Annotated in this window: 18 protein-coding genes and 1 pseudogene; 16 read left to right on the forward strand and 3 right to left on the reverse strand. The window is 50.1% G+C overall.

Annotation, left to right across the window (positions count from 1 at the left end; translation table 11 throughout):
- Positions 1–17 precede the first annotated feature (17 nt).
- The 8 genes from AB9R92_RS09815 (at position 18) to AB9R92_RS09850 (ending at position 6,608) form a co-directional block, all read left to right on the forward strand.
- Positions 18–548, forward strand: a complete 531-nt coding sequence (locus tag AB9R92_RS09815) for a chromate transporter (protein WP_370670088.1) — start codon at positions 18–20, stop codon at positions 546–548.
- Complete coding sequence (locus AB9R92_RS09820) at positions 545–1,078, forward strand: chromate transporter (protein WP_101191972.1); 534 nt, start codon at positions 545–547, stop codon at positions 1,076–1,078. The genes AB9R92_RS09815 and AB9R92_RS09820 overlap by 4 nt, the downstream gene beginning before the upstream one ends.
- Positions 1,079–1,094: 16 nt before the next feature.
- Entirely contained in the window at positions 1,095–2,066 is a 972-nt protein-coding gene (locus AB9R92_RS09825) for a Bug family tripartite tricarboxylate transporter substrate binding protein (protein WP_157824188.1), read from the forward strand.
- Positions 2,067–2,159: 93 nt separating this feature from the next.
- Positions 2,160–2,642, forward strand: coding sequence for a tripartite tricarboxylate transporter TctB family protein (locus AB9R92_RS09830; RefSeq protein ID WP_370669276.1), 483 nt, complete (start codon positions 2,160–2,162; stop codon positions 2,640–2,642).
- A 27-nt stretch (positions 2,643–2,669) separates the two neighbouring features.
- A complete protein-coding gene (locus AB9R92_RS09835; RefSeq protein WP_370669277.1) occupies positions 2,670–4,193 on the forward strand; it encodes a tripartite tricarboxylate transporter permease in 1,524 nt (507 codons plus the stop codon).
- 128 nt (positions 4,194–4,321) lie between these two features.
- The gene (locus tag AB9R92_RS09840; RefSeq protein WP_370669278.1) at positions 4,322–5,002 is read left to right on the forward strand and encodes a FusB/FusC family EF-G-binding protein; all 681 of its coding nucleotides are present in this window, start codon (positions 4,322–4,324) and stop codon (positions 5,000–5,002) included.
- A complete protein-coding gene (locus tag AB9R92_RS09845) occupies positions 5,003–5,302 on the forward strand; it encodes a hypothetical protein (protein WP_370669279.1) in 300 nt (99 codons plus the stop codon).
- Positions 5,303–5,717: 415 nt separating this feature from the next.
- Positions 5,718–6,608: a fumarylacetoacetate hydrolase family protein gene (locus AB9R92_RS09850; RefSeq protein WP_370669280.1), complete on the forward strand. Its 891-nt coding sequence runs from the start codon at positions 5,718–5,720 to the stop codon at positions 6,606–6,608.
- Between the two features lie 42 nt (positions 6,609–6,650).
- On the opposite strand, the gene AB9R92_RS09855 is transcribed toward AB9R92_RS09850, so the two are convergent.
- Positions 6,651–7,400 carry an SDR family NAD(P)-dependent oxidoreductase gene (locus AB9R92_RS09855; RefSeq protein ID WP_370669281.1) on the reverse strand — a complete coding sequence of 250 codons (750 nt, stop codon included), beginning with the start codon at positions 7,398–7,400 and terminating at the stop codon, positions 6,651–6,653.
- 171 nt (positions 7,401–7,571) lie between these two features.
- Between AB9R92_RS09855 and AB9R92_RS09860 the strand changes: the two genes are divergently transcribed.
- Positions 7,572–8,828: a Y-family DNA polymerase gene (locus AB9R92_RS09860; protein WP_370669282.1), complete on the forward strand. Its 1,257-nt coding sequence runs from the start codon at positions 7,572–7,574 to the stop codon at positions 8,826–8,828.
- Positions 8,829–8,872: 44 nt separating this feature from the next.
- Here AB9R92_RS09860 and AB9R92_RS09865 read toward each other — a convergent pair whose 3' ends face one another.
- Entirely contained in the window at positions 8,873–10,048 is a 1,176-nt protein-coding gene (locus AB9R92_RS09865; RefSeq protein ID WP_370669283.1) for an FAD-dependent oxidoreductase, read from the reverse strand.
- A gap of 235 nt (positions 10,049–10,283) precedes the next feature.
- Here AB9R92_RS09865 and AB9R92_RS09870 point away from each other — a divergent pair.
- The 4 genes and pseudogenes from AB9R92_RS09870 to AB9R92_RS09885 all read left to right on the forward strand — a co-directional run bounded on the left by AB9R92_RS09870 (position 10,284) and on the right by AB9R92_RS09885 (position 12,253).
- Positions 10,284–11,403 (forward strand): annotated as a pseudogene (locus tag AB9R92_RS09870) (GTP-binding protein).
- Between the two features lie 15 nt (positions 11,404–11,418).
- Entirely contained in the window at positions 11,419–11,568 is a 150-nt protein-coding gene (gene rpmG, locus AB9R92_RS09875) for a 50S ribosomal protein L33 (RefSeq protein WP_058382433.1), read from the forward strand.
- Positions 11,569–11,607: 39 nt separating this feature from the next.
- The gene (gene rpsN / locus AB9R92_RS09880) at positions 11,608–11,877 is read left to right on the forward strand and encodes a 30S ribosomal protein S14 (RefSeq protein ID WP_068487709.1); all 270 of its coding nucleotides are present in this window, start codon (positions 11,608–11,610) and stop codon (positions 11,875–11,877) included.
- A gap of 22 nt (positions 11,878–11,899) precedes the next feature.
- Positions 11,900–12,253, forward strand: coding sequence for a hypothetical protein (locus tag AB9R92_RS09885; RefSeq protein ID WP_370669284.1), 354 nt, complete (start codon positions 11,900–11,902; stop codon positions 12,251–12,253).
- Between the two features lie 103 nt (positions 12,254–12,356).
- Here the strand turns inward: AB9R92_RS09885 and AB9R92_RS09890 are convergent, their stop codons facing one another.
- Positions 12,357–13,544, reverse strand: a complete 1,188-nt coding sequence (locus AB9R92_RS09890; RefSeq protein WP_370669285.1) for a M20 family metallopeptidase — start codon at positions 13,542–13,544, stop codon at positions 12,357–12,359.
- Positions 13,545–13,712: 168 nt separating this feature from the next.
- On the opposite strand from AB9R92_RS09890, the gene AB9R92_RS09895 reads away from it, so the two are divergent.
- The 3 genes from AB9R92_RS09895 to AB9R92_RS09905 are packed head-to-tail and all read left to right on the forward strand — an operon-like array spanning position 13,713 to position 17,867.
- On the forward strand, positions 13,713–15,104 hold the full coding sequence (locus AB9R92_RS09895) for a M20/M25/M40 family metallo-hydrolase (protein WP_370669286.1): 1,392 nt from the start codon (positions 13,713–13,715) through the stop codon (positions 15,102–15,104).
- A complete protein-coding gene (locus AB9R92_RS09900) occupies positions 15,088–16,323 on the forward strand; it encodes a M20 metallopeptidase family protein (protein ID WP_370669287.1) in 1,236 nt (411 codons plus the stop codon). The genes AB9R92_RS09895 and AB9R92_RS09900 overlap by 17 nt, the downstream gene beginning before the upstream one ends.
- Complete coding sequence (locus AB9R92_RS09905) at positions 16,320–17,867, forward strand: ABC transporter substrate-binding protein (protein ID WP_370669288.1); 1,548 nt, start codon at positions 16,320–16,322, stop codon at positions 17,865–17,867. The genes AB9R92_RS09900 and AB9R92_RS09905 overlap by 4 nt, the downstream gene beginning before the upstream one ends.

The following is a 17,867-nucleotide window of genomic DNA, read 5'->3' on the forward strand; positions in this document are numbered from 1 at the left end:
AATCGCTCGACCTGACGATGGCGTTCTTTCGCGCAGGCATGCTCGGGTTCGGCGGCGGTCCGGCGGTCATTCCGATCCTGCAGCGTGACGTGGTGGAACGCTACGGCTGGATGACGGATGAAGATTACGGCGATACGATTGCCCTCGCCAACACAATGCCTGGGCCGATTGCGACCAAACTCGCCGGTTATATCGGTTATCGTGTGGCAGGGCTGCGTGGCTGTTTGATCGCCCTTGCCGCCTCCGTCATCCCTACCGTCATCTTGATGATCCTGCTTCTTGGCATCCTGCAAAATTATAAAGATGTGCCATGGGTAGCGAATATGTCAAATGCGGTCGTTCCGGTTGTGGCCGTTATGCTTGGCGTCCTGACCTGGAATTTCGTCCAGCAATCCGAAAAAGCGCTGGGGTGGAGCCGGGCAATCCTGTTGATCGTTGTATCGATTGTTCTTCTTGAAGTGCTTGGGCTGCATCCGGCTTTCCTGATTGCCGCCTTGATTCTTCTGGTTCTCGTGCCATTCATTAAAAGGACGGTGAGCAGAAAATGATTTACTGGCAGATATTCCTGGCGTTTTTCATTCCAGGCATCATCGGTTATGGCGGCGGGCCGGCATCGATCCCGCTCGTTGAAAAGGAAGTCGTCGACCGGTATGGCTGGATGGATACGCAGGAATTCAGTGAAGTGCTGGCGCTCGGCAATTCCTTGCCCGGGCCGATTGCAACGAAAATGGCCGGTTACATCGGCTATGCTGAGGGAGGTGCCCTCGGCGCAATCGTCGGCCTGTTCGGTGCCGTTGCCCCGTCGTTAATCTTGATGATTGCGCTGATGGCAGTTCTTTTCAAATACAAAGATTCACGTGAAGTGAAAAATATATCGAAGGTCGTCAAGCCGGTCATCGCCGTACTAATTGGTGTGATGACGCTCGACTTCATTCTCACATCCGAAGCTGCACTAGGCGGCATCCAGACGGCAGTGCTCATCGTCGTCAGTTACTTGATGCTTGAGAAATGGAAACTGCATCCCGCCTTGGTAATCGGACTGGCGCTGTTGTATGGCGCGCTGACAGGAATTTCTTAAAAAAGGAGAAATGTATATGAGACGAAATGCATGGAAAAAAATGGCGTTGGCGACAGGAGTTTCAGCAGCTGCATTCGGACTTGTAGCTTGCGGTGAAGAAGATAGCGGGGCGGCAGTCGAAAATTACCCCGAGCGTGAAGTGGAAATGATCATTCCTTGGGCTCCGGGTGGAGGAAGCGATATCGAAGGGCGCCTTGTCGCTGAACATGGCGGGACGCATTTTGACCAATCCTTCGTTGTCATCAATTCACCTGGCGTCGGCGGTACCGTCGGCTTGGAGGAATTGACTGAACGGGAAGCGGACGGCTATAGCATCGGGCAAGTCCATGAAGGGCTCTTGGTTGCCCACCATACGGATATTACGCCAATCAACTATGACAGCTTTGAACCGATCGCTTCAATGTCCGCCTCTGACCAGATTTTAGCGGTATCGAATGACCTTGGGATCGACTCCTTGGAGGAATTCGTGGAATACGGCAAAGAAAATGAAGTGCGCTTCGGCGGAACGGTTGCCGGCATCCCGCGCGTATGGGTAGAGCAACTTGGCCGTGCGCTTGAAATTAATTACAACCTCGTCGGCTACGAAGGTTTGAGTGAAGCGATTCAAGCACTCGCAGGCGGCCATATCGATGCGGCGATCGTCGATTATTCTTCTGCGAATGAATTCGTTGAAGCCGGGCACATGAAGTTCCTGGCTATCGGTACATCGGAACGCATCGAGCGATTGCCTGACGTCCCGACATTCGTGGAAAGTGGCTATGATGTGACGATGAGCATCAACCGCGGTTATGTGGCACCGGAAGGAACAGATCCGGCAATCGTTGAAAAATTGGCGGCCGCATTTGAAGAGGCTTCAAATGATCCTGCTTATATCGAAGCTGTACAGAACGTAGGAACCGAAGTCGATTTCATGGGGCCGGAAGAATACCGCACCCATCTAGAGGAACAAGACGCAATCATTAGCGAAATCGTCCAAGACCTCGAATAGAAAGTGGACTAAACGGATGTTGAAGCGGAAGCCTGGGGGTCCATCAAGACTCCCGGGCTTCGTGCATCCAATAAGAAGGTGAGGAACAACATCATGGGTGAGATATTGATAGGTGTGGCATTGATTGCGCTTGGCGCAGTTATTTATCTGCAATCAAATGATTTTCCGGCACTCAACGAAGTCCATCTCGATGCCGGCTCTTTTCCCAAGCTGATTGCGGGGCTTCTGATTTTGCTGTCGCTGTTGCTGATCATCAAGCAGGGACTGGCTCTTATGAAGTCCCAATCGACTGGCGAGCGGCAAGGAGCAGGGGAAAGAGTGCGTGATTTTTATAAAGAATATAAACTTGTGATCCTGACGCTGCTGGTATTTTTTGTTTACATTTTCCTGATGCAATTTATCGGATTCGTCGTCTCGACGATCGTCTTCATTATTTTTACGGGCTTGCTGGTCGGGTCTCGTGCCAAAAAAGATATTATGGTCATCACGATCGTTTCTGTCGCCGTCACACTCGGGACATATTTCTTCTTTGAAAACTTCCTGAATGTCCGATTCCCCTCCGGAATCTTCTTTTAAACCAACATAGAAAGGAGGTCTTTCTCGATGATGGACTTGTTTATTCTAGGAATTGCTGAAATATTTCAATGGCGTATTTTATTAATCATTTTAGTGGGAGTAATCGTTGGGATTCTGGCAGGTTTGATCCCGGGCTTTACGGTCGCTATGGCGATTGTCCTGACGCTTCCGCTGACATTCGGCATGGACCCTGTATCGGGTGTCGCAGCGATGGTCGGCGTCTTTGTCGGAGGCATGTCCGGCGGTTTGATTACGGCAGCGCTGCTTGGAATCCCTGGTACGCCTTCATCAATCGCCACGACCTTCGATGCTTACCCGATGGCGCAAAAAGGGGAGCCGGGCAAGGCGCTATCGATCGGCATTTGGGCGTCATTTCTAAGCTCGATCATCAGCTTCATTCTCCTTGTCTCGATTGCGCCTCAAATCTCCAAATTTGCACTGATGATGGGGCCTTGGGAAATGTTCTCGCTCATCGTCGTGTCTTTGACGATCATCGCAAGCGTTACGGGGGATTCCATCATCAAAGGCTTGATTGCGGGCTTGTTCGGTATATTAATCGCAACAGTCGGGGCAGATCCAATCTCTGGCATATCACGCTTTTCCTTCGACTTGCAGACTTTGCGGGCAGGCATTCCCTTCCTCGTTGTGCTGATCGGGATGTTTGCGATTTCGCGCCTTCTTGTTTCACTTGAGCGCAAGGAACTGGATAAAGACGACGCCAAGCGCGCTGAAGAGAAATTAAAGGACGTTCAATTTGTTTTGCGCCCGATCCATACGATGTTGATAGTTCTGAAGAAGCCGTGGACGCTTCTCGGTTCATCGTCAATCGGTGCCATCATCGGTGCGATCCCAGGCGCTGGCGGGAGCATCGCCAATATCGTAGCCTACGACCAAGCAAAGAAATGGTCAAAAAATCCTGAGAAGTTCGGTACAGGTTGTGAAGAAGGGGTCATCGCTTCCGAAGCTGGAAACAACTCCACTGTCGGCGGGGACTTGATTCCGACGGTAGCTCTCGGCATACCCGGTTCAGCCGTCACGGCTGTTTTGCTTTCTGCATTGATGGTCCATGGCATCACGCCCGGTCCTTTACTGATTGTCAACGAGCCGAACATCGTCGGGGGAATCTTCTTCGCCTTTCTGGTCGCTTCTTTCTGGATGCTGATCACCCAGTTTCTTGGCATGCGTTATTTCATGAAAGTGACGCAGGTGCCGGTGCAGGTTTTAGTCCCTGTAATCCTGGTACTGTGTGTTATCGGGACGTTTGTCCTTAATAACCGGTTTACGGATCTCTATATTTTGATTGTTATGGGATTCATCGGCTACCTCTTCACCAAGTATAATTTTTCACTGGCTCCAGCGATTATCGGAGTTATCCTCGGCCCAATTGCAGAAGTGAACTTGAGACGTGCGGTGATGGCCGATCCGGAATGGACGCTGTTTTTAACACGGCCCATTTCCTTAACGTTCCTTATTCTCGCAGTGTTGTCTATCGTGTTTACAGCGTGGCAGAATTATCGCACCAATTACCGTTTGAAAAAGAATATCAGCTAATTGAAAAGCCAGCGGTCCTTAAACATACCGGATCGTTGGCTTTTAAATGGGCTATAATGGAAACGAGCTTTTAGATGAAGTATGATGAAAGAGAAAATAACCAGAACCTGAAAAGGAGATGGAGAGCGATGACCATCATCAAAGAGTCGACGGATCGGACAAATGTATCAGGACAGCCTGAAGCGTTTATCCGCAACCATCAATATAATTTCATTAAAGAACAGGCTTTGGCGCTCGTGACGGCACATGCGACGGCGAACGATGCGGAAGTGCTGAGCGTGTTGCGCCATTTAAGCCATGAAAAAGTGTTCGGATTGTTTCCGGCGTTGACAGAAGAGCAGAAAAACGTATTGCGCCCATTGACGGCGGTAAAAGACACTGACGCTGCGGAAGAGTTTCTAGCGGGGCTGCGCCCTTACTTGATTCCCTTTCCAACTGTCAACCTCGACAATTTAAAGCGTTTGTTTCCAAAAGCAAAAAGGCTGAAAGGGCCAAATCTCCCGTCAATGGATTTTCATGCTTTGTCGTATTTGTCCTGGCAGGAAAACACCAACCGCTTTTTGGTGGCCGAACGCAACGGCCGGCTGCAAGCAGTGAGCGGCCAATTCGGCGCGAGCCGCAAGCAGGGCGTCTGCATGATTTGCCATAAACACAGCTCGGTCGGCTTATTCATGGCCAAGACCAAAGGCGCGAACATTGACAGCTACGTCAAGCACGGCCAGTACATCTGTGCAGATGAAGCGGCGTGCAATGCCCGCTTGACGACCGTCGACCGCCTCGAGAAATTCCTGGATCGGCTGGAACGCTAAATGGCAGAAGGCATGGATTGGGTATGGTTAATCGGGCTCTCGATAGGGGCAGTCGGGGCGGTGTATTTATTGCTGAGCCAGCGGATACAGGCATTGGAGGTGCGCATGAAACATATGTCAAAACGCATTGAACAATTGGAAGCGGAAGTAAGTTTAGAGGAACCTGCAATCAATGGCGAGCTGCGGCGCTTGATTGCCGAAGGGGAGGAAGTCCGTGCCGTGAAAGCGGCGCGTGTCGCGTTCGGCTATTCGCTCATCGAAGCGAAGCAATATATCGATGGATTAAAAGAGAACGATTGACACCAACAGGCTTTTGAGAAACTCAAGAAAGTCGTATTTTCCGAAGCTTATCGCTCGCTTTCCGTGGGCTCGCGCCCAAGCCTCCTCAGTCGCTTCGCGTCTTGCGGGGTCTCGGTCGTCTCGCTGATCCACTGGAAAGATAAGGTCGACCTACGGGAGACATTATCTTTGCGAAAGTAATGCGCAGCATTATTGAGCAGAAGGGTTTACGAGCGAACGCTTCTCCAAATACTTAGCTAGGTCATCGATTTTTAAAAGTCGAACAGGCGATAGTTTTTTGAATTGTAATTGGGTACAAACCTATTGAACATTCTGCTAACAGGCTTTCCTCTAGAAGGAAGGCCTGTTTTTCTGTCTTTTGGGAGGGTTTCGGGTGAAAGAAACCGAAATAAGAGAAAGGAAAGGGGGAGGTGTGATGCGCCTCGCGACAATCCAGTGGAACGGCACAGAAGAAGCGGCATTGGTCATGAAGGGCGGCTTTTTGCCATTGCGCAAACTCAACGAACATACGGCGGAAAACTGGCCGACCGATTTGTTTACGCTGATCGAAACAGGAGAACTTGAGCTATTGAAAAGATGGCTGAGGGAGGAATTCGAGCGCATGCCTGAAGGGGCGCTCGAGGCATCGCTTATGCCATTTTCCGAAGCGGATTATGCGCCTCTATACCGGCACCCGCGGAAAATTTGGGGCATCGGGCTGAACTATGCCGAACATGCCGCAGATTTGAAGGAAGTATCGCCCGACACCGAACCGGCAAGTTTCATGAAACCCGATACGGCAATCATTGGGCCGGGCGATGTGATCGAGCTGCCCAAGCAATCAAACCGGGTGACGGCGGAAGCGGAGCTTGGCATCATTATCGGGACGGAATGTAAAAACGTTTCGAGAGAAGATGCGTTTGATGTAGTGGCGGGCTTCACGACCATTATTGATATGACCGCGGAAGACATTCTTGAGAAAAATCCGCGCTATTTGACGCGCGCAAAAAGCTTCGACACCTTCTTCAGTTTCGGGCCGGAACTCGTGACTCCCGACGAAGTGGATGCGGTACTTGAACTGACGGTGGCAACCGTCAAGAACGGGGAAATCCAGCGGAAAAACAGTGTCTCGAATATGACGTTCCGGCCGCGGGACCTCATAGCGTTTCATTCGGAAGTGATGACGCTATTGCCTGGAGACATCATCTCGACCGGGACCCCGGGAGCAGTCGTCATCCGCGACGGTGATGTGGTCGAATGCCGCATCGACGGCTTTCAAACTTTGCACAACACGGTCGAAGACTTGAAATTGCCGGGCCGGGAATAAATAAAAGACGGACATCCCCGAATCGGGGATGTCCGTCTTTTTCTATAATGCCGCCATGCCGCCGTCCACGCGGTACTGGGCACCTGAGATGAACGTGCTTTCGTCGGAGGCGAGGAACAGCACCAGATTGGAGATGTCCTCGGATTCGCCGTAACGGCCGAGCGGAATCGTTTTCGACAAAGCTTCTTCGCTGGTGCCGAGGCCTTCTTCGAGCGAGCGCATCATGCGCGTGTTGACCGGCGACGGGTGGACCGAATTGACGCGGACTTGATGGCGCGCGCTTTCGACCGCCGCCGCTTTTGTCAAACCGACAACCGCATGCTTTGAAGTGATGTAGGGGATCACGTTCGGCGAACCGCCGAGCCCTGCGACTGAAGACGTATTGACGACGCTGCCGGAACCCTGCTTGTACATGACCGGCAATACATGCTTCATGCCGAGAAAGACGCCGCGCACATTGATGGCGAGGACTTGGTCAAAATCTTCAACGGTTTGTTCGGTGAGCGGAGCAACTTTTCCTTCGATGCCCGCGTTGTTGAAAAACACGTCGATCTTGCCGAACGCTTCGACCGCTTTGTCGACATAGTTTTTGACGTCTGCTTCTTTGGAAACATCCGCTTGGACAATTTCAACTTCGCCGCCGAGTTCCTGCTTCGTTTCCTGGAGTGCCTGTTCAGAAATATCGACGAGGACGATTTTCGCCCCTTCTTCCAAAAAACGCTTCGCCGTCACTTTGCCGATGCCGCCAGCGCCTCCTGTGATGACGGCCACTTTTCCTTCCAATCTTGCCATTATGCCATTCCTCCTTCAGATTAATGCTTGAATCTTGCCCTTTTAGTTTACAGATTATTGAAATGGAGTTCAAAACATTCTGCCTTTTTTGGATTTCCTTTCTTTTGCCTCTTGCCGCTTTTTATCTTTTCCATTAAAATAAGAACAAATGTTCTATATGGGAGTGGCGACATGGGAAATCAAACAGGAAAGCCCCGCTATATCGCCTGTATCGACATGCGCAGCTTTTACGCCAGCTGCTCAGCGGTCGAGCGCGGCCTCGACCCGATGGAAGCATGCATTGCCATCGTCGGGAACCAGGAGCGAAAAGGCAGCGTCGTGCTCGCGGCCTCTCCGGAAATGAAAAAACGCTTTGGCGTCAGAACCGGCACGCGGCTATTTGAAATTCCGGACCATCCGGATATCCTGCTCATTGAACCGAGGATGCAGTTTTACTTGGAGATCTCGATGGCGATCACGGAGCTGTTCGCCCAGTACGTGCCAAAAGAAGACATCCATGTCTACAGCGTGGATGAGAGTTTCATCGATTTGACCGGCATCATCCATTTGTACGGCACGCCGGAAAAAGCCGCGGTCGACATGCAGGATTCGATCATGCGCCAATTCGGCTTGCCGTCCGCAGTCGGCATCGGGCCGAATATGCTGCTGGCCAAGCTCGCACTCGATCTTGAAGGCAAGAAAAAAGGGCTCGCGCATTGGACAATGAAAGACGTGCCGAGAAAATTATGGCCGGTTTCCCCGCTCAGCAAAATGTGGGGCATCGGCAGCAAGATGGAGCGCAACCTTAACAATATGGGAATCTTCACAGTCGGCGATTTGGCGCGGGCGGACATCAAACGGCTGGAAGACCGCTTTGGCATCATGGGCCATCAGCTGCACCAGCACGCGCGCGGCATTGACTATTCGGAACTTGGGTCGCTGCTCATCGAAGGGCAGAAAAGCTTCGGGAAAGGCCAAATCCTCTACCGCGACTATGAAACGCGTGAAGACATCCTGACGATTGTGCTGGAGATGTGCGAAGACGTCGCCATGCGCACACGGGAAGCGCGCATGGCCGGGCGCACGATCCATCTTGGCATGAGCTACAGCAAAACCTCATTTGGCGGAGGCTTCTCGCGTTCGCGTTCGATCGACGAAGCGACCAACGATACCTTGAAGATCTACGCTGTGTGCAAGGAATTGTTCCGCGAATTCTACACCGGCCAGCCCGTCCGGCAAATCTCGCTGTCCATCACTAATTTAGAAGACGAGACCTCGATGCAACTGAGTTTGTTCGAAGCGGATAAATGGCAAAGGCGGCGCCTTGGCGCGGCGATGGATGCGATCAAGCGCAAGCACGGGCCGACCGCGATTTACCGGGGCGTTTCCGGAACGGAGGCGGGCACGGCGATTGACCGCACGAAGCTGATCGGCGGACACAAAAAATGAAAAGTTTGGAACGAAGCAAAAGCCCTGCCATATTGGCAGGGCTTTTACTGTGCTTGGACGATGCGCGAAGCGGCTTCGCGTGCGCCGGAAATATTGCGCGCAATCGGCCCGACTTCCAGTTCTGCAAGCGGCCCCATGACATATAGACCAGGGCCCCATTGCAACGTATGCGTGACAACGGGATAGCCGCATTCAGCACATTTCAATCGCTGTTCTTCGATAATAGGCGACAGCCATTCGCGCCCGGGCAGCTGCGGTTGAAATCCAGTCGCCAGAATGACGGTGCCAGTTTGATGGATCAGGGCGCCCTGTTCATCGACTAGTGACGTGACGTCTTGCTTACGGATGGCTTTATGGACATGCCCATCAACGACCAGTTCCGGAAACTGGCGGAGCTGTTTGCGCAGTTTTGCATTCAAGTCCCGGGGAATCGAGCCTTTTCGGCGGGCATGCACAATCATTTCACGTCGGCGCACATACGAGCGTGTTTTATGGAAAGCCTGTTGGTATTTCGGGCCAAGCCAGCCGGGGTCGCTATCGAAATCGTGCACGCGGAACGGATGGCGCTTCAACAGTGTCACTTGTCCCGGAAACAGCTTATGGAGCTTCAAGGTCAAATGAACCGCCGTAATGCCGCCGCCAATAATCGTAAATGGCGCTTGTGAAGCATCGAACTCCGGCAGTTCCCGGTCGAAGACATGAAAGATCGAACCAGGGGATTCCGCCCGTAATTGCTGGGCCCATTCAGGCCAGTGCAATTGCTCACCGGCGCCGATTGCAAGGACGATATTGATGCTGGAAACTTGTCTCCCACATGTTAGTTGAACTTTCCAGCCGGTTTCTGAGCGCTCGACGGATTTTACGCGGCCTTTGATCCAGCTGCGGCGAATTTCCTGTTCGCGCATTAAATGCTCGCAATGTTCATGGAACAGCAGCAAAGATGGCCGCTTGAATCTTCCGAGAAACGACGCATCTTCGCTATAAGAGCTGTCTTTAGCATGGTTACTCAAAGAGAAGGGATCCACATCAAGATGATGGACAAACGGCGAGCGCAAAAAAGGCATGGAAATGGCTTGTGTGCAGCGTTTCCAATCGGACAGCGGTTCTTTGTGAGGATCGATGATCGCCATCTCTTCAGGCATCACGCCTTTTTGCTTCCGTAAAAAAGTGGCCAGCGTCATTCCTTGGATGCCGCCGCCAATAATGATCCATGTATGCATGAGCGTTTCTCTCCCAACTTTAATTTTCAAATAGTAATAATTACGATTTATTCAATACAGCATACATGCCTGGATGGTAAATGACAAGGGGGTTCGGGAAACAAAAACAAAAGGCATAGCCTGGACAACGAAAAAATGTGCTGAAAAAATACTTGCACAAATGATCAAAGGGCTTTATTATATAAAACGTAATCGTTACGATTTGTTGAGTGAAATGATAAGGGAGTTAGATAATATGGATAAGCGCATTCCCATTACCGTATTGAGCGGATACCTGGGCGCGGGCAAGACGACGCTATTGAATCATATCTTAACGAATCGCGAAGGCTTGAAAGTCGCCGTCATCGTCAACGACATGAGCGAAGTAAATATCGACAGCGCACTCGTTCAAAACGGCGGCTTTTCCCGCACGGAAGAAAAACTGGTCGAAATGCAAAATGGCTGCATTTGCTGCACGTTGCGCGAAGACTTGATCGTAGAAGTCGAAAAGTTGGTGAGCGAGGGGGATATCGATTACATCGTCATCGAATCGTCCGGCATCAGCGAGCCGGTTCCGGTCGCACAGACCTTCAGCTATATGGACGACGCGCTCGGCGTGGACCTGTCCGCTCTGTGCCGGCTCGATACGATGGTGACGGTCGTCGACGGCCACGGCTTCTGGCGTGATTTCGCGTCCGGCGAAACTTTGCTCGACCGGAAAGAAGGCGCGACGGAATCCGATGAGCGGGAAATTTCCGATTTGCTCATCGACCAGATCGAATTTGCGGATGTGATCCTGTTGAACAAAACCGACCAGCTTACGGATCACAAAGCGGATGAGCTTCACGGCGTTCTGCGGGCCTTGAATCCGTCTGCGAATATTCTCCGTACCGAGCGCTCGCAAGTGGCACTCGGCGAAGTGCTCGATACCGGACGGTTTGATTTGGACAAAGCGAGCCAAGGCGCCGGCTGGATCAAAGAACTCAACGAAGAACATGTGCCGGAAACGGAAGAATACGGCATCGCTTCATTCGTTTACCGCAGTGAAACCCCGTTCCATCCGGAGCGCTTGTTTGACTGGATCATGGACTGGCCGGTGGAAATTGTCCGCGCCAAAGGATTTTTGCGCATCGCTACGCGCGATTCGTTTGCGACTTTATTGTCCCAGGCAGGACCATCTGCAAGCCTTGAGACAGCAGGCGCATGGGGACGAGGCATACGGTGTGAAAATGACCGAGCTGGTGTTGATCGGCATCAAGATGGACCAACAAGACATCATCCAATCCTTGGATAGCTGCTTGCTGACACAACAAGAGGTGGCGGAAGACTGGAGCGGGTTTAATGATCCGCTGCCGCAAACAGCCATGACCCATTAAAAAGGAGGAACGAATATGAGAGTGAATATTACACTGGCCTGCACAGAAACGGGCGACCGCAATTACTCGACGACCAAAAACAAGCGCAACAACCCGGAACGCATCGAATTGAAGAAATATTGCCCACGTTTGAAAAAAGTGACTTTGCACCGCGAAACAAAGTAATCTAACGAAAATTATTGCATAATAGAGAGGAGCCTATCGATGGCCAAAAAATCAAAAGTAGCACGCGATAAAAAACAACGTGAAATGGTGGCGCGTTATGCGGAACTCCGCAAAGAACTGAAAGCGCAAGGCGATCACGAAGCATTGGCGAAACTGCCGAAAGATTCTTCGCCGACCCGTTTGAAGAACCGTTGCGAAGTGACCGGGCGCCCGCGCGGCTTCATGCGCAAATTCGGCATGTCCCGCATCGCATTCCGCGACCTTGCACATAAAGGGCAGATTCCCGGCGTCAAAAAATCAAGCTGGTAACACCATAAAGGAGGCGTGGGCAATGAATGACGGCATGATTGCCTATTTGCTGAAAAGCGAAGTGGCGAAACTGGGTGAGGAGCAGCGGCAATTATACCGCTTCATCATAGAGCTGGAAGACGCGCTGGCGGAACAAGCGGATACCGTAGAGGAATTTCGCCGTTTGCTGGTGCTGCATTCGCCGTTCGAACAGGCGGCCTACCGCTTCAACCGCTCGTTCAAGGAAGTTTCCGCCATGATGCAACAAATCGAAGCGGAGCTCGGCGATAAAATCGAAGCCCGCCGGGAACGCGCCAAATGGCTTGATTACACAGACCGTTTCGCCGGTGAAGCGGGGCGGGAAGACAAGCAGGTTTTCCTGTTCATCAGTGAATGAATTCCATTGAAAAGTGTAAACCAACGAAAAAAACCGAAATGTTCTCGCTGTAAAAAGCGGACATTTCGGTTTTTTTATTAGCAAATCTTATAGAGAGTAGTGATTATGAAAAACTTCCTTCATCGGTTGCTTGAATTGCTTCATTTTCTTTCTTTCCAATTTCGAGGCAAAGTTCTGCTATAAGTGCGCAACGTTCTGTAAAGCGATCGAATTGAATGTGTTCATGAATGGCGTGAGGGCCGTCTCCGGGTATGCCGAGTCCATCAAGTGTTGGTATGCCAAGCGCTGATGTGAAATTTCCATCACTGCCGCCACCGGCTTTTGCTTCAGAAATTTCAATCCCTACCCGTTCCCCCGCTTTAACCGCTTTAGTATAAAGCTGTCTGTTGTTATCGTTTTTCTCAAGTGGCGGACGGTTTAATTCGCCTTCGATGGAAACTTGTGCACCAGGATGATAAGCGGTTAAATTTCCGAGTGATTTGATGATTTTGTCAGCTTCTTCGTAGGAAGTAACACGGAAGTCGATATCAGCTTCAGCATATTCAGACACGACGTTGCTGCTGGTGCCGCCTTTTATAGTCCCGACATTCACAGTGGTGCCTTTTTCGTAATTCGTCAGCTTTTCTAACTCAATAATATGTTGTGCCAGTTCATGAATGGCACTGACCCCATCTTCATGGTGGTTTCCGGCATGGGCACTGATTCCTTTTACTTTTAACGTATATCTCCCGACGCCTTTTCTCTCGGTCTTCAATGCGCCTGATCCGGTCACAGGCGGCTCCATCACTAATACGGCATCGCAGGTTTTGGCTACTTGTTCAATAAGCTCCCGGGAGGTTTTGCTGCCGACCTCTTCATCGGATGTAAACAAAAAGACAGGCGAAAAAGGCAATGTCTTTAAGGCGGATTTTAATGAATGAGTGGCCCAGATAGAAGACAAAAGCCCTGCCTTCATATCAAAAATCCCTGGCCCGTGAATATTGTTTTCTTTTTCGGTTAACGGAATGGCATCTACTTCCCAGACCGTATCAAAATGGCTGAGGAACAGAACTCTCGGCCCTTCTAGAGGGGAGGATTGAGAAAATAGCAGATGATTTCCAGCAGTTTCGTTTTCAATTGTTTCTAAATTCCACCCGTCCCCTAATCTTTTTAGGAATATTTCCTTTAATTTATCCCCGCAGCGATCGACCAGCTCTTTATTATGACTAGGAGACTGGGCCTTCACTAATGCTAACAAATCCGTTTTAATTAAATCTTCGCTTTCCCTCAGATATTGTAAATTCTTGTTCAAGTTAACAACTCCCCGTTATTTTAGTTAAGTATTATATTAAATAAAAAAGAAAGATAAATCAATGAATTCAGAAAATATTCAATATTCTATTGACTCTACTTTTTATGCACTGTAAAGTTATTAAAAAGATTACGGCATTTTTCCTAAAATGCAGATGAGGAGGATAATTTGATAAATAAGATTGAGCAGATCATCGAAACGAACCGGGACATGTATATAAAATGGCTCACAGATTTTTGTGAAATCCCAAGTGTGGCTGCACAAAAACGAGGCATGACAGAAGCGGTGGATTACTTGGACTCTTTATTTGAGCAAGCGTTGGCAACACAGCCCGAAAAATTGGAGACGGACGGATTCCCGGTGGTGTTTGCAGAACTGCCCGGGAAAAGTGAAAAAGTATTGAGCTTTTACAACCATTACGATGTCCAGCCGGAAGACCCGGTGGAACTTTGGGAGACACCTGCTTTTCAACCGGATATTCGCGAAGGCAAAATTTTCGCAAGAGGAGTAGCTGACAATAAAGGCAACCTTATCGCCCGTGTAGCGGCATTGCATGCAATCAAACAAGCCGGTGAAGAATTACCGGTCACCATCAAGTATATCTTTGAAGGAGAAGAGGAAATCGGCAGTTTGCATTTGCCTGCATTCGCTAAGAAATACGCAGAGAAAATCCATGCTGATGGAAATGTTTGGGAGTTCGGCTACCGCGATGCCGACGGAGCGCTGCAAGTCTCACTCGGCGTCAAAGGCATGTTGTACGTGGAACTGAGTGCGCAAGGCGCCAACAGTGATTTGCACTCGGCTCAGGCGGCCATCATTGAAAGCCCGGCGTGGAGGCTGATTTGGGCTTTGAACAGCTTGAAAGACCAGGACGAAAAAGTGCTCATTCCGGGGTTTTATGATGACATCATACCTATCACGGAGCTCGATCAAGAAATGCTAAAGCAGTACCGCTTCGATGAAGAAGAGACTTTGAATAAATTGGCACTCGACAATTTCCTGTTAGGTTTGGATGGAACGGAGTTGAAAGAAAAGCACATATTTGAACCGACATGCAATATCTGCGGCATACATTCCGGCTATGCAGGGGAAGGAACCAAAACCGTATTGCCTTCACAAGCGAAAGCCAAACTCGATTTCCGGCTGGTACCGGGGCAAGACCCGGATAAGATTCTCAAGCAATTGCGCCAGCATTTGGATGATCAGGGATTTACCGATATCGGCATACATGTGACAAGTGCAGAAAGAGCGGCACGCACAAGCCCAGACGCAGCGATTGTCGAAGCTATGCTCAATGTAGTGGAAAAGCATTCCTCCACGAAGCCGAATATTGTCCCGAACACGCCGGGAACCGGGCCGATGTATGATTTGTGCCAGGCTCTAGGCATTCCTTCCGCTTCTTTCGGTGTCGGCAACTTTGAGTCGAATACGCACGCACCAAACGAAAACATCAATATCGAAGATTACATCGACGGAATAAAAATGGCAGCAGCTTTAGTCTTTGAGTTCGGCGAAAAAATCAACTCAAAAGGAGAGCGGTATAGTGACAGCATCAACTGAACAGCGGCAGACGTTTTCTGACCTGAAACATTCCCATCCGGACTGGCACAATTCAATCAAAGAAGTGTTCGAAGAAGTGGTGGAGATACGAAGAGACTTACGGCAACACCCGGAACTGGCCTTTGAAGAAATTCGGACCGCGGCAATCGTTGCTGAAAAGCTGAGAAGTTGGGGCTACGAGGTGCAAGAAAAAGTCGGAAAGACGGGCGTCGTCGGCATATTGCGCAGCCATAAACCCGGTCCTGTCGCAGGATTGAGGGCGGACATGGATGCTCTTCCAATGATGGATGAAATTGATGAACCCTACAGGAGCGTTAATGATGGGCTGGCCCATACGTGCGGTCATGATGCCCATACTGCGATTTTATTAGGCGTTGCCAAAGTATTAGCGGAAAAAGGAATTCCAGGGGGCACGTTAAAACTGGTTTTCCAGCCGGCGGAAGAAATAGGGGCAGGCGCCAAAGCGATGATCGAAGACGGTGCGCTCAAAAATCCGCAAGTGGAAGTGATGGCCGGCCTGCATGTCCATCCGACTGTAAACACCGGCATGTTTGCAATCACAAAAACTGAACACAGTTGTGCAGCAGTGGATATTTTTGAAATGGAAGTGAAGGGACAAGGGGGGCATGCTGCGCATCCCCATAAAACGGTCGATCCCATTGCGATTTCCGGCCAAGTGCTCGTCTCGCTGCAGCAAATCGTCAGCCGGCAAACCGATCCACTCGATTCAGTTGTCATCAGTTTCGGGCAAATAGAAGCCGGCACCAAAGCGACGATCATCCCTAATTCCGTCAAACTTAAAGGGACTGTCAGAACTTTGAATCCTGGCACACGGGCACAGATGCCGAAGCGAATCGAAATGATTGCGAAAGGCATCGCCGCCAGCTTCGGTGGAGATTGTTCCTTGGACTATCATCATGTGACTCCGTCAAACAGAAATGATCCAGCTGTCAGGGACAGACTGTTATCTACTATTGAAAACTTGTATGGCAAAGAGTCGATTAAGCGGACCACCCCTTCGATGGGCGGGGAAGACTTTTCCTATTATTCGGAGCAGGTGCCCTCAGTCTTTTTCCAGCTCGGTACGAACAGCAGCGATCACACCGCCTACCCGAACCATAATACGAAATTCAATGTAGATGAAGAATCCTTTTTATATGGCATTTCGGTATTGAGCATATTTGCATATAACTATTTAAATGAGGGGGAAATGGAATGAGAAAGTATGTATGGACAACAGTTTTAGGGTGCGGCCTTGTCATAGCGGGCTGTTCATCTGAAGATGCGGGTGAATCGGGTGCAGAAGAACCGGTAGAAACAAGCGACAGCAAAACACTGACGATCGCCAACGGGACAGATATTGTGACATTCGATATTCATGACCACAATACGACTTCAACAGAAGCAGTCCATGTCAATATGTTCAATTATCTATTAACAAATGAAGGCGAAGAAGGCTTCCAAAGTGATTTGGCGGAAAGCTGGGAGAACGTCGATGATCGGACCTGGGCATTCGAATTGCGCGAAGGCGTGAAATTCCATAACGGCGAGGACCTCACAGCAGAGGATGTGAAGTTCACTTTGGAGCGTGTAGCAAACGACGATACACTTCTCGAGCACGGCAACTACAACCAAATTTCCGAAGTGAATGTCATCGATGATCATTCATTTGAAATCGTGACGGAAAATCCGGAACCGGCATTGCTGAATCGCTTGTCACGCTTAGGTTCAGGAATTTTGCCGAAAGACTATATTGAAGAAGAGGGCTGGGAAGTATTCCTTGAGGAACCCGTCGGATCCGGGCCTTACAAATTACAGGAGTGGAAAAAAGATGACCGCTTGGTTCTAGAGGCCAATGAGGAGTACTTCGGCGATGAACCGCAGTGGGAAGAAGTCGTGTTCCGTAGCATTCCGGAAGATTCTACAAGAGTATCTGAACTGTTGACGGGCGGTGTCGATGTAGCGGTGAATGTTCCGCCGACCGATGTGGAGCGGATTGATTCCACTGAAGGCGTAACAACCGTTCAATCCCCGACCCAGCGCGTCATGATGATGGTATTACGTACAGATGAAAACAGCGTAACAGGAGATCCAAAAGTGCGTGAAGCTATCGATTTGGCGATTGATAAGCAAGCGATGGTCGATTCACTGTTAGAAGGCGCCGGCACGGTAACCCGGACGCGCGTCACGCCGGGTAACACCGGGGCTAATGAAGACCTCTACGGAGAATCTTTGTATGATCCAGAAAAAGCGCGTGAATTGCTGGCGGAAGCGGGATACGCAGATGGTGTCGAATTGACGATGAGTGCGCCGAACGGACGTTACTTGAAAGATAGAGAAAGTGCCGAGTTGATGGCAGCGATGCTAGCGGAAGTCGGTGTCACGGTCAACTTGGAGTTCCTTGAATGGAGTGCTTTTGCCCAGAGATACCAAGAGCGCTCGTTTGAAGATATCTTCTACATCGGCTACGGCAACTCTATGTTTGACGCATCTCTTGCGCTAGAGCGTTTGACTGCTGAAAGTGCAGAAGGCGAAACGGACTATGACAACGAAAGAGTAAATGAGTTGCTTTTGGAAGCCGAGCAGAACATGAACGAAGAAGAACGGATTGAACAATTCAAGGAAGCACAGGAATTGATTGCGGAAGATCGGCCGCAAATTTACACGTTCCAATTGGATGCTATCACAGGCATCAATGACCGCGTGGAATTCGAGCCGCGACTGAACGAGATGTTCTATGTCGATTCAATTACATTGAAATGA

Origin of the sequence: Planococcus sp. SSTMD024, assembly GCF_041320495.1 — a bacterium.
In the GTDB taxonomy this organism is placed as follows: domain Bacteria; phylum Bacillota; class Bacilli; order Bacillales_A; family Planococcaceae; genus Planococcus.

What these genes read in the sequence shown, in the direction of transcription:
- AB9R92_RS09815 (WP_370670088.1), top strand. Translation starts at nt 18, where the DNA reads ATGGCGTTCTTTCGCGCAGGCATGCTCGGGTTCGGCGGCGGTCCGGCG.
- AB9R92_RS09820 (WP_101191972.1), top strand. Translation starts at nt 545, where the DNA reads ATGATTTACTGGCAGATATTCCTGGCGTTTTTCATTCCAGGCATCATC.
- AB9R92_RS09825 (WP_157824188.1), top strand. Translation starts at nt 1,095, where the DNA reads ATGAGACGAAATGCATGGAAAAAAATGGCGTTGGCGACAGGAGTTTCA.
- AB9R92_RS09830 (WP_370669276.1), top strand. Translation starts at nt 2,160, where the DNA reads ATGGGTGAGATATTGATAGGTGTGGCATTGATTGCGCTTGGCGCAGTT.
- AB9R92_RS09835 (WP_370669277.1), top strand. Translation starts at nt 2,670, where the DNA reads ATGATGGACTTGTTTATTCTAGGAATTGCTGAAATATTTCAATGGCGT.
- AB9R92_RS09840 (WP_370669278.1), top strand. Translation starts at nt 4,322, where the DNA reads ATGACCATCATCAAAGAGTCGACGGATCGGACAAATGTATCAGGACAG.
- AB9R92_RS09845 (WP_370669279.1), top strand. Translation starts at nt 5,003, where the DNA reads ATGGCAGAAGGCATGGATTGGGTATGGTTAATCGGGCTCTCGATAGGG.
- AB9R92_RS09850 (WP_370669280.1), top strand. Translation starts at nt 5,718, where the DNA reads ATGCGCCTCGCGACAATCCAGTGGAACGGCACAGAAGAAGCGGCATTG.
- AB9R92_RS09855 (WP_370669281.1), bottom strand. Translation starts at nt 7,400, where the DNA reads ATGGCAAGATTGGAAGGAAAAGTGGCCGTCATCACAGGAGGCGCTGGC.
- AB9R92_RS09860 (WP_370669282.1), top strand. Translation starts at nt 7,572, where the DNA reads ATGGGAAATCAAACAGGAAAGCCCCGCTATATCGCCTGTATCGACATG.
- AB9R92_RS09865 (WP_370669283.1), bottom strand. Translation starts at nt 10,048, where the DNA reads ATGCATACATGGATCATTATTGGCGGCGGCATCCAAGGAATGACGCTG.
- rpmG (WP_058382433.1), top strand. Translation starts at nt 11,419, where the DNA reads ATGAGAGTGAATATTACACTGGCCTGCACAGAAACGGGCGACCGCAAT.
- rpsN (WP_068487709.1), top strand. Translation starts at nt 11,608, where the DNA reads ATGGCCAAAAAATCAAAAGTAGCACGCGATAAAAAACAACGTGAAATG.
- AB9R92_RS09885 (WP_370669284.1), top strand. Translation starts at nt 11,900, where the DNA reads ATGAATGACGGCATGATTGCCTATTTGCTGAAAAGCGAAGTGGCGAAA.
- AB9R92_RS09905 (WP_370669288.1), top strand. Translation starts at nt 16,320, where the DNA reads ATGAGAAAGTATGTATGGACAACAGTTTTAGGGTGCGGCCTTGTCATA.